General features: G+C 63.1%; 19 protein-coding genes. 4 read left to right on the plus strand and 15 right to left on the minus strand.

Annotation, left to right across the window (positions count from 1 at the left end; all coding sequences use genetic code 11):
- Positions 1-5: 5 nt before the first annotated feature.
- The 7 genes from NKH91_RS14575 to NKH91_RS14605 form a co-directional block, all read right to left on the minus strand.
- Positions 6-1,484: a mannitol dehydrogenase family protein gene (locus tag NKH91_RS14575; protein WP_352846876.1), complete on the minus strand. Its 1,479-nt coding sequence runs from the start codon at positions 1,482-1,484 to the stop codon at positions 6-8.
- A gap of 70 nt (positions 1,485-1,554) precedes the next feature.
- A complete protein-coding gene (locus tag NKH91_RS14580; protein WP_352846874.1) occupies positions 1,555-2,325 on the minus strand; it encodes an L-iditol 2-dehydrogenase in 771 nt (256 codons plus the stop codon).
- Positions 2,322-3,326, minus strand: a complete 1,005-nt coding sequence (locus NKH91_RS14585) for an ABC transporter ATP-binding protein (protein WP_352846873.1) — start codon at positions 3,324-3,326, stop codon at positions 2,322-2,324. The genes NKH91_RS14580 and NKH91_RS14585 overlap by 4 nt, the downstream gene beginning before the upstream one ends.
- 50 nt (positions 3,327-3,376) lie before the next feature.
- Positions 3,377-4,201 (minus strand): carbohydrate ABC transporter permease, encoded by an 825-nt coding sequence (locus tag NKH91_RS14590; protein ID WP_352484354.1) that lies wholly within the window; start codon positions 4,199-4,201, stop codon positions 3,377-3,379.
- Positions 4,202-4,212: 11 nt separating this feature from the next.
- On the minus strand, positions 4,213-5,085 hold the full coding sequence (locus NKH91_RS14595; protein ID WP_031195183.1) for a carbohydrate ABC transporter permease: 873 nt from the start codon (positions 5,083-5,085) through the stop codon (positions 4,213-4,215).
- Between the two features lie 113 nt (positions 5,086-5,198).
- A complete protein-coding gene (locus NKH91_RS14600; RefSeq protein ID WP_352846872.1) occupies positions 5,199-6,509 on the minus strand; it encodes an ABC transporter substrate-binding protein in 1,311 nt (436 codons plus the stop codon).
- Positions 6,510-6,723: 214 nt separating this feature from the next.
- Positions 6,724-7,635, minus strand: coding sequence for a LysR substrate-binding domain-containing protein (locus NKH91_RS14605; protein WP_352846871.1), 912 nt, complete (start codon positions 7,633-7,635; stop codon positions 6,724-6,726).
- A 110-nt stretch (positions 7,636-7,745) separates the two neighbouring features.
- Between NKH91_RS14605 and NKH91_RS14610 the strand changes: the two genes are divergently transcribed.
- Positions 7,746-7,931 (plus strand): hypothetical protein, encoded by a 186-nt coding sequence (locus tag NKH91_RS14610; RefSeq protein WP_352846868.1) that lies wholly within the window; start codon positions 7,746-7,748, stop codon positions 7,929-7,931.
- Positions 7,932-8,006: 75 nt separating this feature from the next.
- Here the strand turns inward: NKH91_RS14610 and NKH91_RS14615 are convergent, their stop codons facing one another.
- A complete protein-coding gene (locus NKH91_RS14615) occupies positions 8,007-8,966 on the minus strand; it encodes a sugar-binding transcriptional regulator (protein ID WP_352846865.1) in 960 nt (319 codons plus the stop codon).
- A 354-nt stretch (positions 8,967-9,320) separates the two neighbouring features.
- Between NKH91_RS14615 and NKH91_RS14620 the strand changes: the two genes are divergently transcribed.
- Positions 9,321-9,953, plus strand: a complete 633-nt coding sequence (locus NKH91_RS14620; protein ID WP_352846862.1) for an HAD family hydrolase — start codon at positions 9,321-9,323, stop codon at positions 9,951-9,953.
- 282 nt (positions 9,954-10,235) lie between these two features.
- On the opposite strand, the gene NKH91_RS14625 is transcribed toward NKH91_RS14620, so the two are convergent.
- From NKH91_RS14625 to ureC, 7 genes are all read right to left on the minus strand, one after another.
- A complete protein-coding gene (locus NKH91_RS14625; protein WP_352481507.1) occupies positions 10,236-11,003 on the minus strand; it encodes a class II aldolase and adducin N-terminal domain-containing protein in 768 nt (255 codons plus the stop codon).
- An 84-nt stretch (positions 11,004-11,087) separates the two neighbouring features.
- A complete protein-coding gene (gene ureG, locus NKH91_RS14630) occupies positions 11,088-11,729 on the minus strand; it encodes an urease accessory protein UreG (protein WP_352791970.1) in 642 nt (213 codons plus the stop codon).
- Positions 11,726-12,166, minus strand: coding sequence for a DUF3995 domain-containing protein (locus NKH91_RS14635; protein WP_352846860.1), 441 nt, complete (start codon positions 12,164-12,166; stop codon positions 11,726-11,728). Before NKH91_RS14635 ends, ureG begins: the two co-directional genes overlap by 4 nt.
- Positions 12,163-12,834 (minus strand): urease accessory protein UreF, encoded by a 672-nt coding sequence (locus tag NKH91_RS14640; RefSeq protein WP_352846858.1) that lies wholly within the window; start codon positions 12,832-12,834, stop codon positions 12,163-12,165. Before NKH91_RS14640 ends, NKH91_RS14635 begins: the two co-directional genes overlap by 4 nt.
- On the minus strand, positions 12,827-13,411 hold the full coding sequence (gene ureE / locus NKH91_RS14645) for an urease accessory protein UreE (protein ID WP_352481503.1): 585 nt from the start codon (positions 13,409-13,411) through the stop codon (positions 12,827-12,829). The genes NKH91_RS14640 and ureE overlap by 8 nt, the downstream gene beginning before the upstream one ends.
- Positions 13,412-13,467: 56 nt before the next feature.
- Positions 13,468-14,061, minus strand: a complete 594-nt coding sequence (locus tag NKH91_RS14650) for a hypothetical protein (protein WP_352481502.1) — start codon at positions 14,059-14,061, stop codon at positions 13,468-13,470.
- Positions 14,062-14,108: 47 nt separating this feature from the next.
- Positions 14,109-15,821 carry an urease subunit alpha gene (ureC, locus tag NKH91_RS14655; protein ID WP_502898991.1) on the minus strand — a complete coding sequence of 571 codons (1,713 nt, stop codon included), beginning with the start codon at positions 15,819-15,821 and terminating at the stop codon, positions 14,109-14,111.
- A 179-nt stretch (positions 15,822-16,000) separates the two neighbouring features.
- On the opposite strand from ureC, the gene NKH91_RS14660 reads away from it, so the two are divergent.
- Both NKH91_RS14660 and NKH91_RS14665 read left to right on the plus strand, forming a co-directional pair.
- Complete coding sequence (locus NKH91_RS14660) at positions 16,001-16,384, plus strand: hypothetical protein (protein WP_023722543.1); 384 nt, start codon at positions 16,001-16,003, stop codon at positions 16,382-16,384.
- A gap of 126 nt (positions 16,385-16,510) precedes the next feature.
- Positions 16,511-17,005: a hypothetical protein gene (locus NKH91_RS14665; RefSeq protein WP_023722544.1), complete on the plus strand. Its 495-nt coding sequence runs from the start codon at positions 16,511-16,513 to the stop codon at positions 17,003-17,005.
- The last annotated feature ends 21 nt before the right edge of the window (positions 17,006-17,026 follow it).

A 17,026-nucleotide genomic window follows, 5' to 3' on the forward strand; every position in this document is an offset into this window, starting at 1 on the left:
CGGCTTCAGAGGTCGCCGGCGAGATAGCGCGTCAGTGTCGCGCGCGCGCCGTCCGCCCACAGCGATTTGAGCGCATGGGCGAACGCTTCGGCGAACGGCGGCGAGCGGCCGACATCGCCATAGATGTCCTCCATGGCAAGCCAGGCGGCAGGCATGTCCCTGGCCGCCTTGGCCGTCCCCTGCAACCGGCCCCAGTTCGGGTCGTTGGGCTCGGTGACGGCACCGGAATCCGTGGTGCCGAAGCAGTAGCGACACCAGAGCGCAGATTCCAGCGCCAGGCCGGTGACACTTTTGCCAGCCTTCAGCCGGTCGGCGATGGTCGGAATGATGAATTTCGGCTGGCGGTTAGAGCCGTCGAGGCAAAGCCGGCGTATGGTGTCGCCGATCTTCGGATTGGAGAAGCGGTGCTCGATGAGCTGGTAGTAATCTTCGAGGTCGGTGTCCGGAACCGGCGGCACGGTCGGGATGATTTCGTCATGCTCGAGCTTGTCGAGGAAGCCGCGTACCAGCGGCTCCTGCATCGCCTCATGGACGAAATGGATGTCCATCAGCCCGGCCGGATAGGCGATGGTCGCATGGCCGCCATTGAGGATGCGGATCTTCATCAGCTCATAGGGCGCGACGTCGCTGACGAACTGCACGCCGACCTGTTCCAGCGGCGGCCTTCCGTCGGTGAAACGGTCCTCCAGCACCCATTGCTTGAACGGTTCGCAAAACACCGGCCAATTGTCGTCGAGGCCGAACTCGCTGGAGAGAATGCCGCGCTCGCGGTCGGTGGTGGCCGGCGTGATGCGGTCGACCATGCCGTTGGGAAAGGCAACGTTTTCGCTCACCCAGTTTGCCAGATCCTCGTCGATCAGCCGCGCCAGGCCGATGACGCCATCCGAGGTGACGTGGCCGTTATGGGGGATGTTGTCGCAGGACATGATTGTGAAGGGCACGATGCCGTCGGCGCGGCGACGCAGCAGCCCGGCGAGGATGAGCCCAAAAACCGTCTTCGGTGTCGCCCCGGGTTGTGCGTCGGCAACGATGTCGGGATGCGTCGGATTGAAGACGCCGGAAGCCGGATCGATGAAATAGCCACCCTCGGTAATGGTCAGGGAAACGATCTTGATCGCCGGATCGGCAAGCCGCTCGACGATTGCGGGCGCGTCGCCCGGCATCAGGAAATCGATCATAACGCCGGTGACGCGCGCGCTCATATGGCCGCTGTCCTGCTCGACCACGGTGGTCAGCCAGTCCTGTTCCTGCAGCTTGCCGCGGCCGACCTTCTCGCCCTCGAAGACGCCGGCGCCAACGATGGCCCAGTCGTGGCCGACGCCCGAATTGAAGAGGTCGTCGAGATAGACGGCCTGATGCGAGCGATGGAAATTGCCGACGCCGAAATGCACGATGCCGGCCTTGAGCGCGGCGCGATCATATTTCGGGCCGGCGACCTTGGGCGGCAGCTTGGCGAGTATGGAAGAAGAGAGTTTCACGGACATCTGCTTTACCCTTTAGCGGGACGACTCTTCCCCCCGTGGAGGAGACGGGGAGAAGAGCGCCTTCGCCCCCTCAACTCATCCACTGGCCGCCATCGACATTGTAGGTCTGGGCAACGATGTATTCGGCCTCATCGCTGGCCAGGAACACCGCCATGCCGGTGAGGTCTTGCGCCGTGCCCATGCGGCCATAAGGCACGGCTTCGCCGACCAGCCTCTTCTTTTCGCCTTTCGGCCGGTTCTCGAACTCGGCGAACAGGGCATCGACGTGATCCCAATGCTCGCCGTCGACGACCCCCGGTGCTATCGCGTTGACATTGATGCCGTGCTTGATCAGGTCTAGCCCTGCCGACTGGGTGAGCGAGATGACCGCCGCCTTGGTGGCGCAGTAGACGGCGACCAGCGCCTCGCCGCGGCGCCCGGCCTGGCTTGCCATGTTAATGATCTTGCCGCCCTTGCCCCGGCCAATCATCGAACGGGCGGCGGCCTGCAACGTAAACAGCGTGCCGGCGACGTTGACCGAGAACAATTTGTCGTAGCTTGTCTTGGTGATCTCGACGATCGGCGCCAGGTCGAACAAAGCAGCGTTGTTGATCAAGATATCCAGGCCGCCGGCCCTGGCTTCGACCGCCTTGACGGCCTCATCGATAGACGCGAGATCGGTGACGTCGAGCTTTACCGCGTAGGCGTTGCGGCCGATTTCCGAAGCCGTCTTCTCGGCGGCTTCGAGATTGATGTCACCAATCGCGACCGTCGCCCCTTCGCGCAAGTAGGCTTCGGCAAACGCCCTGCCGATGCCGCGCGCCGATCCGGTAATCAGCGCCGATTTACCCCGGAGCCTCATTGCAGCATCGCCTTCCCGTCGGCGCCGAAACGATGCAGCTTGGCCTTTTCCGGCGTCAGGTAGATCGTGTCGCCGTGATGGGCGGCCAACTCGCCGTCGGCACGCACCGTCAGTTGCCCGACACCATCCGCCTGGACGTGCAAAAACGTGTCGGAGCCGAGATGTTCGGCAACGCCGACCGTCGCCTTCCAGTCGCCTGACGTCTTCGAAATGTTCATATGCTCCGGGCGGATGCCGACTGTGCTGGCGCTATATTTGGCGGCCTGCGCGCCTTCGATCAGGTTCATCTTCGGCGAGCCGATGAAACCGGCGACGAACAGATTCTTCGGCGTCTTGTAGAGCTCCATCGGCGAGCCGACCTGCTCGATATTGCCGGCGTTGAGCACGACGATCTTGTCGGCCATGGTCATCGCCTCGATCTGGTCGTGGGTGACGTAGACCATGGTGGTCTTGAGCTGGTGATGCAGCTCGCTGATCTCCAGCCGCATGGTGCCGCGCAGCGCCGCGTCGAGATTGGACAAAGGCTCGTCGAACAGGAAGGCGGAAGGCTGGCGCACGATGGCGCGGCCGATGGCGACGCGCTGCCGCTGGCCGCCGGAGAGCTGGCCGGGGCGGCGATCTAGGTAGTTGGTGAGGTTCAAGATGCGGGCGGCGTCCTTCACCTTCTTGTCGATGGTCGCCTGGTCCTCGCCCGCCATCTTCAGGGGGAAAGCGATGTTCTTGGCCACCGTCATATGCGGGTAAAGCGCATAGGACTGGAACACCATGGCCAGCTTGCGCTTGGCCGGCGCCTCGCCGGTGACGTCGCGGCCATCGATGATGATGGTGCCGCCGCTGGTGTCCTCCAGGCCGGCAATCAGACGCAACAGCGTGGACTTGCCGCAGCCCGACGGGCCGACGAAGACGACGAACTCGCCGTTCTCGATGACCAGGTCGAGGCCGGGGATGATGGACGTCGCCCCGAAGGATTTGGAGACGTTCTTGAGCGTGATGTTTCCCATGATTTCCTCCCCCGAAGGGCTGTTTTTCGTTTTGCGTCAGGCGATGCCCGTTACTTTACCGCCCCAAACGTCAGGCCGCGGACCAGCTGCTTCTGGCTGAACCAGCCCATGATCAGGATCGGCGCGATCGCCAGTGTCGAGGCGGCCGAAAGCTTGGCCCAGAACAGCCCCTGCGGACTGGAGAAGGAGCTGATGAAAGCGGTGAGCGGCGCTGCCTCGGTGGTGGTCAGCCGGATCGTCCAGAACGCCTCGTTCCAGGCGAGGATGATGTTGAGCAGCATGGTCGAGGCGATGCCCGGCACCGCCATCGGCGTCAGCACGTAGATGATCTCGTTCCAGAGCGATGCGCCGTCCATGCGCGCCGCTTCCAGGATCTCGCCCGGGATCTCGCGGAAGTAGGTGTAGAGCATCCAGACCACGATCGGCAGGTTGATCAGCATCAGCATGACCATCAGGCCGATGCGGCTGTCGAGCAGTCCGGTGTCGCGGAAGATCAGATAGATCGGGAACAGCACGGCGACGGCCGGCATCATCTTGGTGGAAAGCATCCACATCAGGATGTCCTTGGTGCGTTTGCTTGGCGAAAACGCCATCGACCATGCCGCCGGTACGGCGACAAGCAGAGCCAGGACGGTCGAGCCGACCGACAGGAACACCGAGTTCAGGAAGAATTTGAAATAACCGTTCTGCGCCTGGACCTCGGAATAGCTCTCCGTGGTTCCCGACGGGAACAGGTTGAAGCCCTGGATGGCCTCCTGCTCCGATTTGAACGAAGTGATGATCGTATAGAGGATCGGGAAGAAGATCAGCAGCGCGACGATCCAGGCGGCCGCGGTCGCAATCGTCTTGTGCTGGGTGGTGACTGCACGTGCCATCGTTTCCTCCCTTATTTATCCAAATTCTTGCCGACGGCGCGCATGGCGAAGAAGGCGACGATGTTGGCGAGAATGACTGCGATAATACCCCCGGCGGACGCCTGGCCGATTTTGAACTCCAGCAATGCCTTCTGGTAGACGAGGAAGGGCAGGTTGGTGGAGGCATAACCCGGGCCGCCATTGGTGGTGACGAGGATCTCGGCATAGACCGACAGAAGGAAGATCGTCTGGATCAGGATGACCACGGTTATGGCGCGCGACATATGCGGCAGCGTCAAATAGATGAAGCGGCTGATGAAGCCGGCGCCGTCCATTTCGGCGGCTTCCTTCTGCTCGCCGTCGAGCGACTGAAGCGCGGTCAACAGGATCAGCGTTGCAAACGGCAGCCACTGCCAGGCGACGATGATGATGATGGCCAAAAGCGGGTGCTGCCCGAACCAGTCGATCGGCTGCCCGCCGAAGAAGCGCGCAATATCGGCGAAGACGCCGTATTGCGGATGCATGATCATGTTCTTCCAGACCAGTGCCGCCACCGGCGGCATGACGAAGAACGGCGAGATGACGAGGATGCGGACGATGCCCTGTCCCCACATCGGCTGATCGAGCAGAAGGGCCAGCAAGATACCGCCGATCACCGTGATCAAAAGCACGCTGACGACGATGGTGAGCGTGTTGAGGATCGACTGCAGGAATGCCGGGTTGGAATAGAACAGCGCGTAGTTCGAAAACCCGACGAAGCCGTCGCGCATCGGATTGAGCGGATTGTACTGTTGGAAGGAGAACCACAGCGTGAATGCCAGCGGTACAATCATCCAAACCAGCAGCAGCACCACGGATGGCGCCATCATGAAGCGGGCAAGCGAACGGGTCTGCTGAGTAGCCATGACGGTCACCCTTCGAGGTCAGCCAAGTTTTCAGCGGTGTGATAGCCGGCCGCCCGAACTGGGATTCGGGCGGCCGTTGCCGGTCGCCATTGGCAACCGGCACCGGGAGGAGCCTACTTGATGTAACCGCCCTCGGTCATCGTCGCGGTGGCGGCGTCCTGCGCCTGTTTCAGGGCATCGTCGACGCTCGACTGGCCGGCAAGTGCCGCCGAGAAGAGCTGGCCGACAGTGGTGCCGAGGCCCTGGAACTCAGGAATGGCGACGAACTGGACGCCGACATAGGGCACCGGCTTGACGGTCGGATGCGTCGGATCGGCGGAGTTGATCGAGTCCAGCGTCATCTTGGCGAAAGGTGCTGCCTTCTGGTACTCAGGATTGGCATAAAGCGAGGTGCGTGTGCCCGGAGGAGCGCTGGCCCAGCCTAGCTTGGAGGCGACGAGCTCGGAGTAATGCTTGCTGGTCGCCCACGATACGAACTTTTCGGCGGCGTCGGCCTTCTGGGTGCCGGCGGGAATGGCCAGCGACCAGGCCCACAGCCAGTTGCCGCGCTTGCCGAGGCCATTGTCCGGCGCCAGCGCATAGCTAACCTTGTCGGCGACCTTCGAACTCTTCGGATCGGAGACCATGGATGCGGCGACCGTAGCGTCGATCCACATGCCGCATTTGCCCTGCTGGAACAGCGCCAGGTTTTCGTTGAAGCCATTCGACGATGCACCCTCGGGGCCGTCGGCCTTCATCAGGTCGACATAGAACTGCAGCGTGTTCTTCCATTCGGGCTGGTCGAATTGCGGCTTCCAGTTCTCGTCGAACCAGCGCGCGCCGAACGAGTTCGACATGGCGGTCAGGAAGGCCATGTTCTCGCCCCAGCCAGCCTTGCCGCGCAGGCAGACGCCGTTCACGCCGTTGGCGCGGTCGGTCATCTTGTCGGCGGCCTGCTTGATGAAGTCCCAGGTCGGTGCATCGGGCATCTTGAGCCCGGCCTTTTCCATCAGGTCCTTGCGGTACATGACGAAGGAGCTCTCGCCATAGAACGGCGCTGCATAGAGCTTGCCGTCGACTGACAGACCGCCAGCGATGGCCGGCAGGATGTCCTTGGCGTCGTAGTCGTCGCCGAGTTTATCGAGCGGCAGGAGCCAGCTCTGCTTGGCCCAGATCGGCACTTCATAGGTGCCGATGGTCATCACGTCATACTGGCCGCCCTTGGTGGCGATGTCGGTGGTGACGCGCTCGCGCAGCACGTTCTCTTCGAGCGTGACCCAGTTGAGCGTGACGTCGGGGTTCGCCTTGGTGAAGTCGTCCGTCAGCGTCTGCATGCGGATCATATCGGCATTGTTGACGGTGGCGATGGTGATGGATTCGGCATGCGCGGCGAAAGCAAGTGCGCTGGCCGACAACAGGCCTAGGGTGAACGTGCGAAGTTTCATCAAAATTCCTCCCATAAACCAAGATGAGCATTTGCCTTGGCTGTGAGCAATTACTCACTTGCGATGAATTATGTCAAGACGGATTCGTTGCTGCAGCGCAGCACGCCGGGTCTGGTGCAGCGGCAAGCCTGGGACGTTTGCGGCATGTCTGACGAAGGATTCGGCCGGGCGGATTGGGCCCGGCGCTTTGCTATCGGGCTTGCTGGGATTCAGCCTACTGGCAAGCGATCTCGCTCAGGATCCAATCGCGGAAGGCGCGGATCTTCGGCACGTTGCGTCGTGCCGTCGGATAGACCAGCCAATAGGCGTGGCCGTCGTCACCGACCAGATCAAAGGGCTGGATCAGGCGGCCGTCGGCAAGTTCGGTCTTGAACAGCGCCTTGGTAACGATCGCCACGCCGTGGCCGGCAATCGCGGCATTGGCCTCGTAGGCCTGCGCGCCCATGCTGGTGCCGGGACGCTTGGCCAGCTCCTCGACCGGCAGGCCGGCGACGGCAAACCAGTCCCGCCACCAGATGTCACCCGGGTCGAGGATCGGCAGCCGCAGCAGGTCGGCCGGCTCCTTGACGCCGCCGATGCTTGCCGCGAGCTTTGGACTAAGGACCGGCGTGAAATCGGCCCTGAAAAGCATATGGGTCTCGACGCCCGACCAGTTGCCGCCGCCGGAGCGGATGGCGATGTCGATATCCTCTCTGGCAAAGTCGACAACCCTGTTCGAAGTGTCGACGCGCACCGCCAGCGACGGATGCGCGACCTGGAACGAGCCGAGATGCTGCGCCAGCCAATTGGAGGCAAAGGTCAGCAGCGTCGAAACGCAAAGCACGCCGTCGGCGCCGGTGCGCGCGGCGGCATAGGCGCCGCTCAACAGCGCGAACGCCTCGCTGACCGCGGGCGCCAAGCGCTGGCCGGGTTCGGTCAGCACGATCTGTTTTGGCTGGCGCAAGAACAGGGGCGCGCCGATGCGCTCCTCCAGAAGCTTGATCTGGTAGCTTGCCGCCGCCTGCGTCATGCCAAGCTCCTGGGCGGCCTTGGTGAACGAGAGATGCCGCGCCACCGCCTCGAACACCCGGATCGCCTGAAGCGGAGGAAGCTGCGAAACCAGCTGTCGTGAATTGAGCTTCGGCATAAGCCCTCCTTATGGGCAGTGATCGACGTTTGATTGGCGGCACCGGCCGGTCCTACCGATATTCCGTATTGAAGATCAATTACGCGTAGAGATAGCGAAGGCTGACGATCATGACCACAATACAGGAAAAGCTGCTTCTTGCTCCAGCCCATGGCTGGTTTTCACGGTTGGCGCGGGGATTGGCAGGGCACGCGGCGCGGAAACGGGGCTATCTCGACGTCCGGGAGCTCCCGCCGCATCTGCAGCGCGACATGGGCTTTCTCGACGGCAACGATCCTTGCGGCCGGCACCAGTAGTGACGCTCGTTTTATCGGGGATTCAGATGCGTTTCGATTTCACATGATCGTTTCCGACCGCCAGCGGCTCGGAGATCATGCGCCCGCCAGCAAGGCGGCGGCGGTCCGCTCATCGGTGATGAGGCCGTTGACCAGCCGCCGGTTGACGGCGGCGAAGATGCCCGGCAGCTTGCGGTCGCCCATGGCAAGCGCGATCACCAGCGACTTTTCGCGCGACGGCAGCGGCGCCGACGACACCCGGTCGTTGGTGATGCTCTCGATCATGCGGCCGTCGCGGTCGAACACCCAGCCGACGATCTCGGCGACGCCGCCGGCCTTCTGCAGCGCCTTCAATTCACCCTCCGAAATGAAGCCGTCCTCGTAAAGCGGCGCCTTCGGGCCGAGATCGCCGATGCCGACAAAGGTGACGTCGGCCTCGGCCGCAAGCGCCAGTGTGGGCTGGATCATCGGCTGGCTGAGCAGCATCTCGCGCTCCTCGGGCGAGGAAGCGATGACCGGCAAAGGCATCGGAAACGAGCGCGCCTTGACCCTGTCGGCCATGGTGAAGATGACGTTGTAGAAGGCGGCAGAGCCGTCCGGCGAGATGTTGCCGGTCAGCGATACCACCTTGTGCTGCGGGCATTCCATCGGCGGCAGCTGCTCGATCGCCGCCTTGAGCGTGCGGCCGGTGCCGATCGCCATGACGATCGGCGTCGGCGACCGCAGCCGCCGCTCGATCTCGGCCGCCGCCGCCTCGGCGACGCCGATGATGGTGGAGGACGAAGAAGGGTCGCTCGGCACCACCTCCACCAGATCAAGCGCAAAGCGCGATTTCAGCCGTGCCGCAAGGTCGAGGCAATTGGCGATCGGATGGTCGACGCGCACCTTGATCAACCCTTCGGAGACTGCAAGCGACACCAGCCGCTGCGCCGTCTGCCGGGAGATGCCAAGCGTGGCGGCGATCTGGTCCTGGGTGTTGCCGGCAACGTAATAGAGCCAGCCGGCGCGCGCCGCGTCGTCCAGCCTGTTGCCGCCGCTATCCTGCCGCGAATTCAAGGTCCTGCCTCCCAGCCCGCCGAGCATAAGAGGCGGAGCACCATAGTTTCGCAGGGAATGAGGTTGTGCGCAATTGCCTATTGTACGAGCAATTGCTTAAGGTCCGGACTTGGTGGTTCGAACGAAGTGACGGGGTCGACGTAGTCTCGTCGCAACAGCAAGGCTGTCGAGGTCGCACCAATCTCGGTTCCAAAGCGCGACGTGTTCGGTCGGCCTCATGCGACGCGCTTCTTTTTTATGTATGTCGATATCGCAAAACCGCGGCACACTTTTGCGCGACATGCATTAGCGGGGACGCGGCGGTTTATCTCCGGAGCTAAACGCTTTAAGGGATTTTGGAGAATGGAGCCTTGCATGACGCCGAAAGCGGTTTTCTGGGATATGGACGGCACGCTGGTCGACAGCGAACCGCTGCACGAGGCGGCGCTGATTGCGGCGCTGCACAGCGTTGGCATCGCCCCGCCAACCGACCTGCATGAGCGCGTGCTCGGCATCGCCGCATGGCCGGTCTACGAGATGCTGCGCGACGAGTTCGGCCTCGACCTGCCTTTCGACGACTGGATCGTGCGCAAATACGATCACTATCTGCCGATGGCGCAAACGCTGAGGCCACGCAGCGGCGCGATCGAGATTTTCAACGAGCTGCGCAAGCTTGGCGTGGAGCAGGCGGTGGTGTCCAATTCCGACCGGCTGATCGTCGACGCCAATCTGCGCGCGGTCGGCCTTTTCTACCCCGGCATGAAGACCATCAGCCGCAACGACGTGCGCGAAGGCAAGCCGCATCCCGAGCCATTCCTGCGCGCCGCCTGGCTGGCTGGCGTCGATCCCGCCGAGGCCGTAGCGGTCGACGACAGCATGACCGGCGCCACGGCGGGGCTGGCGGCGGGAATGAAGACGGTCTTCTGGCCGGAGGCGCCGATGGAAGAGCCGCCGGGCGCGATTGTCATCAACAGCGCCGACGAATTGCGAGCCCATCTGGGACTTTAAGCTTGGCTGAAAAGGCCGCCGCAAGCTAGACTTCCTGCAACGCCGATGATTGGCGAAACCAGCGATGACAGCGTCCTTCTCCCCGTCATTGTACGGGGAGAAGTGCCCGGCAGGGCGATGAGGGGCGGCACCGAGCTTGACAATTAACGCCCCTTTCCGGGCGCATTGAGATCACTGGCAGGCCGAGTTTTGAGTTCGTCGCAGGCTTTCGGGCGCTTGCGCTGCCCCTCATCCGCCTGCCGGCACCTTCTCCCCGTATAGCGACGGGGAGAAGGGCGCAGCTCAGTTCCGGTAGGCAGGCTCCTGCTCGTCGAGGATCGCCTTCAGTTCGGAAAGGTGGCGCTCGGCCTGACCGGGATAATCTTCCTGTTCCCTTGCCGCTTTCTCGGCGATCTCGTCCGACAATACCCGCAGCGGCCGGCCGGTCCACAGCGCCTTGATGTAGGTTTCGGCGGCGCGCTCGAAATAGAACATGCGGTTGAAGGTGTCGGCAACGCTGTCGCCGATGACCAGCACGCCATGGTTGCCCATCACCATGACCTTGACCTTCGGGTCGACAAGAAGCTGCGAGCAGCGCTCGCCTTCTTCCTCGAAGGCCAGCCCGCCGTAATGCCCGTCGACGACATGGCGGTTGAAGAAGATCGCTGAGTTCTGGTCGACCGGCGGCAACGTCGAGTCGGCGAGCGAGGCAAGCACGGTGGCGTGGATCGAGTGGACATGCATGACGCAGCGTGCATGACGCACATTGCGATGGATGGCGCCATGCAGGCCCCATGCCGTCGGGTCAGGTGCATTCGGGCCGGAGAGCGTGTCGGGATCGTTGGCGTCGATCAGCAGCAGGTCGCTCGCCTTGATGCGCGAGAAATGCACCTGATTGGGATTCATCAGGAATTGCGAGCCATCGTCGTTGACCGCCAGCGAGAAATGATTGGCCACCGCCTCGTGCATGTTGAGCCGCGCCGTCCAGCGGAAGGCGCAAGCGAGATCGACACGTTCTTCATAGAACGGCAGGTTGGTCAGCACTTCCTTCTGCAGGCGCGTGATGCTCATCGTAGACCTCCGTGAAAGAGGCGAGGATGCCGCGCGGCGGGAAGACGCGCAACCGGTTTCGTTTGGTGCAGGCGAACGCGATTGCTATGCTGCCGTACTGGCGGCGGCGCCGACCCTTAGGCCGCCATGCTCGACGATAAAATCGATGACCTCCTGCAGCCCCTTGCCGCGCGACAGATCGGTGAAACCGAACGGCCGCTTGCCGCGCATGCGGGCGGCGTCGCTCTCCATGACATCGAGATTGACGTTCACATAGGGCGCAAGGTCGCTCTTGTTGATGACCAGGAAATCGGACCGGGTGATCGCCGGTCCGCCCTTGCGCGGAATCTCCTCGCCCTGGCAAACCGAGATGACATAGAGCGTCAGGTCGGCAAGGTCCGGCGAGAAGGTGGCGGCGAGGTTGTCGCCGCCCGATTCGATGAAGATGATGTCGAGATCCGGGAATTTTTTGGTCATTTCGGCAATCGCCTGCAGATTGATCGAGGCGTCCTCGCGGATGGCGGTGTGCGGGCAGCCGCCGGTCTCGACGCCGATGATGCGATCTTCGGGCAGCGCCTGGAGGCGCGCCAGCATCATGGCGTCCTCCTTGGTGTAGATGTCGTTGGTGACGACGGCGATCGAGAACTCGTCGCGCAGCGCCTTGCAGAGCTTTTCGGTGAGCGTCGTCTTGCCGGAGCCGACCGGACCGCCGATGCCGATGCGAAGAGGGCCGTTCGGGGATATCATGCGGGGAACTCCGTGAAGGCAAGGATGGCGAAGCCGAGGCCGATCAGCAGGCACAGCGGCGAATAATAACGCAGATCGAGCCGCGCGAAAGGTTGCTCGGGCGTCAGCCGGCGCCACCACGGCGTGAAGCCGGCAATGCCGCGCGCCAGGAAAACCAGCGCGATGAGCAGCGACGTGGCGGCAAGCCCGGCCTTGGGAAAGGGCGTGGCAAAGATGCCCTCGAGCGCCATCGGCCACAGTGTCGCCAGGCCGAGGCAGGCGGCAACGGCGAAGCTGGCGAAGGGTCCCGGCATTTCGTCGACGCCATGAAAGCCGATGACGGCGCGGGCGCAGGAGGCAGCATCCATGCTCGGCCAGATGCCGCCAATAGCCCAATAGACATGCAGCGCGGTGATCAGCAGCAGGACCAGCGAGAGGGCGAAAGCGAGGACGATCATGAGCGGAACAGCCGCGAATACTGGGTCTCGTGCCTACTCGCCGTGATGTCGGAGATAAAAGCGCAGCCGCCGAGATCGTCGAGCGTCGAGCCGGTAGCGCGGGCCGCGGTCGCCAAGGCCAGCGGCTCGAAGCCGGCGAGCAGCGCGGACGCTCCGGTCTGGCCAACGACACCAAGCCGGATCGCGGCCTGGACGAGGTTGGAAAAGAAGGCCTGCAGGAAGCCGGCCAGCGCATCCCGCAGCATAAATCCGTGGCCGCCGGCGACGGCACCGACGGCGACGCAATAGGCACATTCGGCCGGCAGGCGGTCCAGCACCTGGCACGGCCAGGCCGAGGCCGCCTTCAGGAAGGCGGCGCCCTGCAGCATGGTTTCGGCATGACGCTCGCGCGAGCCGGCTAGGGCCTCGGCGAGCGCAGCGACCTCGACCAGATCGCCGGCTTCGCGCGCCCGGCGCCAGCTTTCGGCAAACAGCACCGCATCGTTCCAGCCGGAACCCATCTCGACCAGCGTTTCCAGCCACGCTGCAAGGTCTTTGCTGTCGGCAACCAGCCCGGCATGCACGGCTTGTTCCAAGCCATGGCTGTAGGAAAAGCCGCCGACCGGGAAGGAAGGCGACAGCCACGCCATCAGCCGCAACAATGCAATGTTGGAAGGCTGGTCAGTCATGGTCATGGTCGTGCGAATGGCTGTGGGAATGCGATTCGCTATGGCTATGAGAATGCGCTTCGGCGTGGCTGTGCGTATGCGCCTCGGCATGAGCATGGCCGTGCCCGCCATGGCCGGAATAAGCGCCGCGCACCGGCTTGAACGGCTCGGAGACGTCGCTCACAATGGCGCCCAATCCCTCCAGCATCGCCTTGATGACATGGTCGCGCAGGATGAGGATGCGCCCAGCTTCGATTGCGGCGGCGAGATGGCGGTTGCCGATGTGCCAGGCAAGCTCGGCCAGATGGACAGGATCGCTGGCCCTGATGTCGTAGAGCGGCTCCGCGGCCGCGATGATCTCGATTTGGCGGCCATCCTCCAGCACCAGCCGGTCACCATGGTTCAACGTCACCGGTTCGGGCAGGTCGACCAGCACCTTGTCGCTACGGGCCGTTTCGATGGCGCGACGGCGCAGATGCCGCTCGTCATGAGCAAGCACTGCGCTGTCATATGGCGTAGTGGTTCCGGCTTCGCCTGCGGCCAGGACGGAGACGGCGCGCGGGAATTTGGTGAAGTCGGTGCGAATATCGAGCTTCATGTAAGACTGCCTTTCGCAAAAAGCCTAGACTATCCGGTCCGCCGCCCCAATGGGGCTCAGACGATCGTGTCGAAGAGCCGCAGGATGAACGATATCTGATAGACGAGCGCGCCGGCGACAAAGGCGATGTGAAAGCGGCGGTCGCGCAGCAGGATCGCAATGACGCAAAGCGCGACGAAAACCGGCGTGCGGATCAGATATTCGATGCCGAAATGGGCGAAATGCTCCGGCCCTTTCAGCAGCGTGTCGATCACGTCGAGCAGATAGGTCGCCGCCAGCAGGCCGAAGAACCAGGCCCGGCGCGAATAGAAGAAATCCTCATAGCTGGTGTAGTCCAGCATCGAATCCGGGAACAGCAGCGCGCAGAGCAGGAACAGCGTGACGGCGTAGAAGATGATGAACAGGTATTTGCCGAAGGTCCAATTCTCGATCTGGAACAGGCCGAACTCCCACCACCAGAAATGCACCAGCATCAGAAGCACCGACGCAACCCAGGCGAGGTGCACGGGATAGAGCCGGTACTGGCCGGGATGCTGGACGATGCGGGCGAGCCCCGACAGCAGCCGTGTGACGCCAAGGCCGATCACCATGCCCAGGACAATGCGGATATGCGGGAAAATGTCGTGGGCGTAAGGGAGTTGCTGGTCCATAGGCCTGGCGCGGCATGTTCTACATCGGTCGTTCTAACGCCTATGGTTCAGAACAGGAAGTAGCGTTGCGCCATCGGCAGCACGGTGGCCGGCTCGCAGGTGAGCAACTCGCCGTCGGCGCGGACCTCGTAGGTTTCGGGGTCGACCTCGACATGCGGCGTGGCGTCGTTGAGCACCATCGAATGCTTGCCGATGCCGCCGCGGGTATTCTCGACTGCCACCATCTGCTTGTCGACGCCGAGCCTGCCGCGCAGGCCGGCGTCGAGCGCGGCTTTCGAAACGAATGTCACCGACGAATTGGTCATCGCCTTGCCATAGGCGCCGAACATCGGCCGATAGTGCATCGGCTGCGGCGTCGGGATCGAGGCGTTGGGATCGCCCATCGGGGCGGCGGCGATCATGCCGCCGATCAGCACCATGTCCGGCTTGACGCCGAAGAACGCCGGATTCCACAGCACGAGATCGGCGCGTTTTCCCACCGCCACCGAGCCAATGTCCTTCGACAGGCCATGCGCGATGGCCGGATTGATGGTGTATTTGGCGATGTAGCGGCGGACGCGGAAATTGTCGTTGTCGCCGGTCTCCTGCGGCAGCGAACCGCGCTGGCGCTTCATCTTGTCGGCGGTCTGCCAGGTGCGGATCGCGACTTCGCCGACGCGGCCCATGGCCTGGCTGTCCGACGAGATGATCGAGAAGGCGCCGATGTCGTGCAGAATGTCTTCGGCGGCGATGGTTTCCTTGCGGATGCGGCTTTCGGCAAAGGCGATATCTTCGGGGATCGACGGCGACAGATGGTGACAGACCATCAGCATGTCGAGGTGTTCGGCCAGCGTGTTGACCGTGTAGGGGCGGGTCGGATTGGTCGAGGACGGAATGACGTTGGGCAGGCCGCAGACCTTGATGGTATCAGGTGCGTGGCCGCCGCCGGCGCCTTCGGTGTGGAAGGCATGGATGGTGCGGCCCTTGATCGCCGCCACCGTGTTTTCGACGAAGCCGGACTCGTTCAGCGTGTCGGTGTGGATCATCGCCTGCACGTCGTAATCGTCGGCGACCGACAGGCAGCAGTCGATTGCAGCCGGTGTCGTGCCCCAGTCCTCATGCAGCTTCAGCGAGCAGGCGCCGGCGAGCACCATCTCCTCGAGCGCGGCAGGCAGCGACGCGTTGCCCTTGCCCGACAGGCCGATATTCATCGGGAAGGCATCGAAAGACTGGATCATGCGTGCCAGATGCCACGGCCCAGGCGTGCAGGTGGTGGCCAGCGTACCGTGCGCCGGGCCGGTGCCGCCGCCGAGCATGGTGGTGATGCCCGACATCAGCGCTTCCTCGATCTGCTGCGGGCAGATGAAGTGGATATGCGCGTCGAAGCCGCCGGCGGTCAGGATCTTGCCCTCGCCGGCGATGATCTCGGTGCCCGGGCCGATGATGATGGTGACGCCGCCTTGAGTATCCGGATTGCCGGCCTTGCCGATCGCGGCGATACGGCCGTCCCTGAGGCCGATATCTGCCTTGACGATACCGGCGTTGGCATCGACGACCAGCGCATTGGTGATGACGGTGTCGACCGCGCCTTGCGCGCGCGAAACCTGGCTCTGGCCCATGCCATCGCGGATGACCTTGCCGCCGCCGAATTTCACCTCCTCACCGTAAAGGGTGAGATCCTTTTCGACCTCGATGAACAGTTCGGTGTCGGCGAGCCGGACCTTGTCGCCAACGGTCGGGCCGTACATCTGCGCATAGGCGGCGCGGGTGATTTTAGCCATCAGCAATTGCTCCCGAAATACAGCCCGAAAATACCGCTTGTCGAAGCCGGGACCCACATTGCCGCCATCCTATGGTCACGCAATGACCCGCTGAGCGACACTTTCCGATCCCATTTGGCGGTTGAGGTGGGCGGGCCACCCCAAAACGACCATTTGCCAATCGATGGAAAGGAACATCCATGCGCAAAACGACCCTTCTGGCAGCCGCCGCCACGCTGGTGCTCGCAACCGCCGCCAGCGCCCAGCAACAGCCTGCGCAGCAGCCCAGTCCGGCGCCGGCCGCTCCTGCTCCTGCCGCGCCCGGGGCGCAGCCGCAGGCGCCCACCATTCAGGCGATCAATGTCGTCGATATCAAGGATCTGCCGGCGGACACTCAAGCCAAGGTCAACGAGGTGATCGCTAAGCGCAGCGATGCCGATTTGCAGAAGCTGCGCGGCTCGATCGACGCGACACCGGAGGTCAAGTCCGCGCTCGAAGCGAAAGGACTCACCTCGGCGCAGGTGATCGCCGCCAGCATGAGCACCAATGGCGCGCTGACGCTGATCACCAAGAAAGCCAGCTGACGAGGCGAGGCGGCGGGCCGGCGCCCGGTCAGCCCGCCGCATCGCAAAGGGAACCTTCACAGGGGAAGTTACGTTTCGGTCCTGTCGCCCTGACACAAGCCTCGAAAAGGAGCCTGAGAACGAGCGATGGCGATCACCACCTTCTCCGACACCAGATGGCTGCATGGGATTGCTGCGACCGCGTTTCTGGCAGCCAGCATTCCGCACGCCGCGCTGAACGCGCAGAGCCTCGATAGCGCCGAGACCGTCAACCGGATCGTCGGCTCGGAGGTCGGCCAGGAAGAGACCAAGACAAATGCGGAAGCCGGCAAGGTCAGCTCGGCGATCGACCGCACGCGTGAAAACATCGCTGTCGTGCGCAAGACGTCCAAGCTCGACAAGGTCGATATCGTGTTTCTTACCGACGCCGCGCGCACCGAAGGCGGCCCGCCGCCGGCGATCGAAAACAAGGTCAGGCAACATCGGGACGACATTGCCGAGCTGCGCAAGGAGATCGAGGCGAACGCATTGCTGTTCAACGCCATCGACTCGCGGAGAGTGCAAACCGAGGACGTTCTGGCGGTGGAATTCGACGATCCGGGAAAGGTCGTCATCTATGCGGCGGCCAAGCCGCCCGGCTGAGCCGAAACTGCTCGACGCCTT

Origin of the sequence: Mesorhizobium sp. M0894 (assembly GCF_040319725.1) — a bacterium.
GTDB lineage: Bacteria > Pseudomonadota > Alphaproteobacteria > Rhizobiales > Rhizobiaceae > Mesorhizobium.

Bases quoted from the DNA above. Each gene is read 5' to 3' on its own strand.
- NKH91_RS14575 (WP_352846876.1), bottom strand. From the start codon at position 1,484: ATGTCCGTGAAACTCTCTTCTTCCATACTCGCCAAGCTGCCGCCCAAG.
- NKH91_RS14580 (WP_352846874.1), bottom strand. From the start codon at position 2,325: ATGAGGCTCCGGGGTAAATCGGCGCTGATTACCGGATCGGCGCGCGGC.
- NKH91_RS14585 (WP_352846873.1), bottom strand. From the start codon at position 3,326: ATGGGAAACATCACGCTCAAGAACGTCTCCAAATCCTTCGGGGCGACG.
- NKH91_RS14590 (WP_352484354.1), bottom strand. From the start codon at position 4,201: ATGGCACGTGCAGTCACCACCCAGCACAAGACGATTGCGACCGCGGCC.
- NKH91_RS14595 (WP_031195183.1), bottom strand. From the start codon at position 5,085: ATGGCTACTCAGCAGACCCGTTCGCTTGCCCGCTTCATGATGGCGCCA.
- NKH91_RS14600 (WP_352846872.1), bottom strand. From the start codon at position 6,509: ATGAAACTTCGCACGTTCACCCTAGGCCTGTTGTCGGCCAGCGCACTT.
- NKH91_RS14605 (WP_352846871.1), bottom strand. From the start codon at position 7,635: ATGCCGAAGCTCAATTCACGACAGCTGGTTTCGCAGCTTCCTCCGCTT.
- NKH91_RS14610 (WP_352846868.1), top strand. From the start codon at position 7,746: ATGACCACAATACAGGAAAAGCTGCTTCTTGCTCCAGCCCATGGCTGG.
- NKH91_RS14620 (WP_352846862.1), top strand. From the start codon at position 9,321: ATGACGCCGAAAGCGGTTTTCTGGGATATGGACGGCACGCTGGTCGAC.
- NKH91_RS14625 (WP_352481507.1), bottom strand. From the start codon at position 11,003: ATGAGCATCACGCGCCTGCAGAAGGAAGTGCTGACCAACCTGCCGTTC.
- ureG (WP_352791970.1), bottom strand. From the start codon at position 11,729: ATGATATCCCCGAACGGCCCTCTTCGCATCGGCATCGGCGGTCCGGTC.
- NKH91_RS14635 (WP_352846860.1), bottom strand. From the start codon at position 12,166: ATGATCGTCCTCGCTTTCGCCCTCTCGCTGGTCCTGCTGCTGATCACC.
- NKH91_RS14640 (WP_352846858.1), bottom strand. From the start codon at position 12,834: ATGACTGACCAGCCTTCCAACATTGCATTGTTGCGGCTGATGGCGTGG.
- ureE (WP_352481503.1), bottom strand. From the start codon at position 13,411: ATGAAGCTCGATATTCGCACCGACTTCACCAAATTCCCGCGCGCCGTC.
- NKH91_RS14650 (WP_352481502.1), bottom strand. From the start codon at position 14,061: ATGGACCAGCAACTCCCTTACGCCCACGACATTTTCCCGCATATCCGC.
- ureC (WP_502898991.1), bottom strand. From the start codon at position 15,821: ATGGCTAAAATCACCCGCGCCGCCTATGCGCAGATGTACGGCCCGACC.
- NKH91_RS14660 (WP_023722543.1), top strand. From the start codon at position 16,001: ATGCGCAAAACGACCCTTCTGGCAGCCGCCGCCACGCTGGTGCTCGCA.
- NKH91_RS14665 (WP_023722544.1), top strand. From the start codon at position 16,511: ATGGCGATCACCACCTTCTCCGACACCAGATGGCTGCATGGGATTGCT.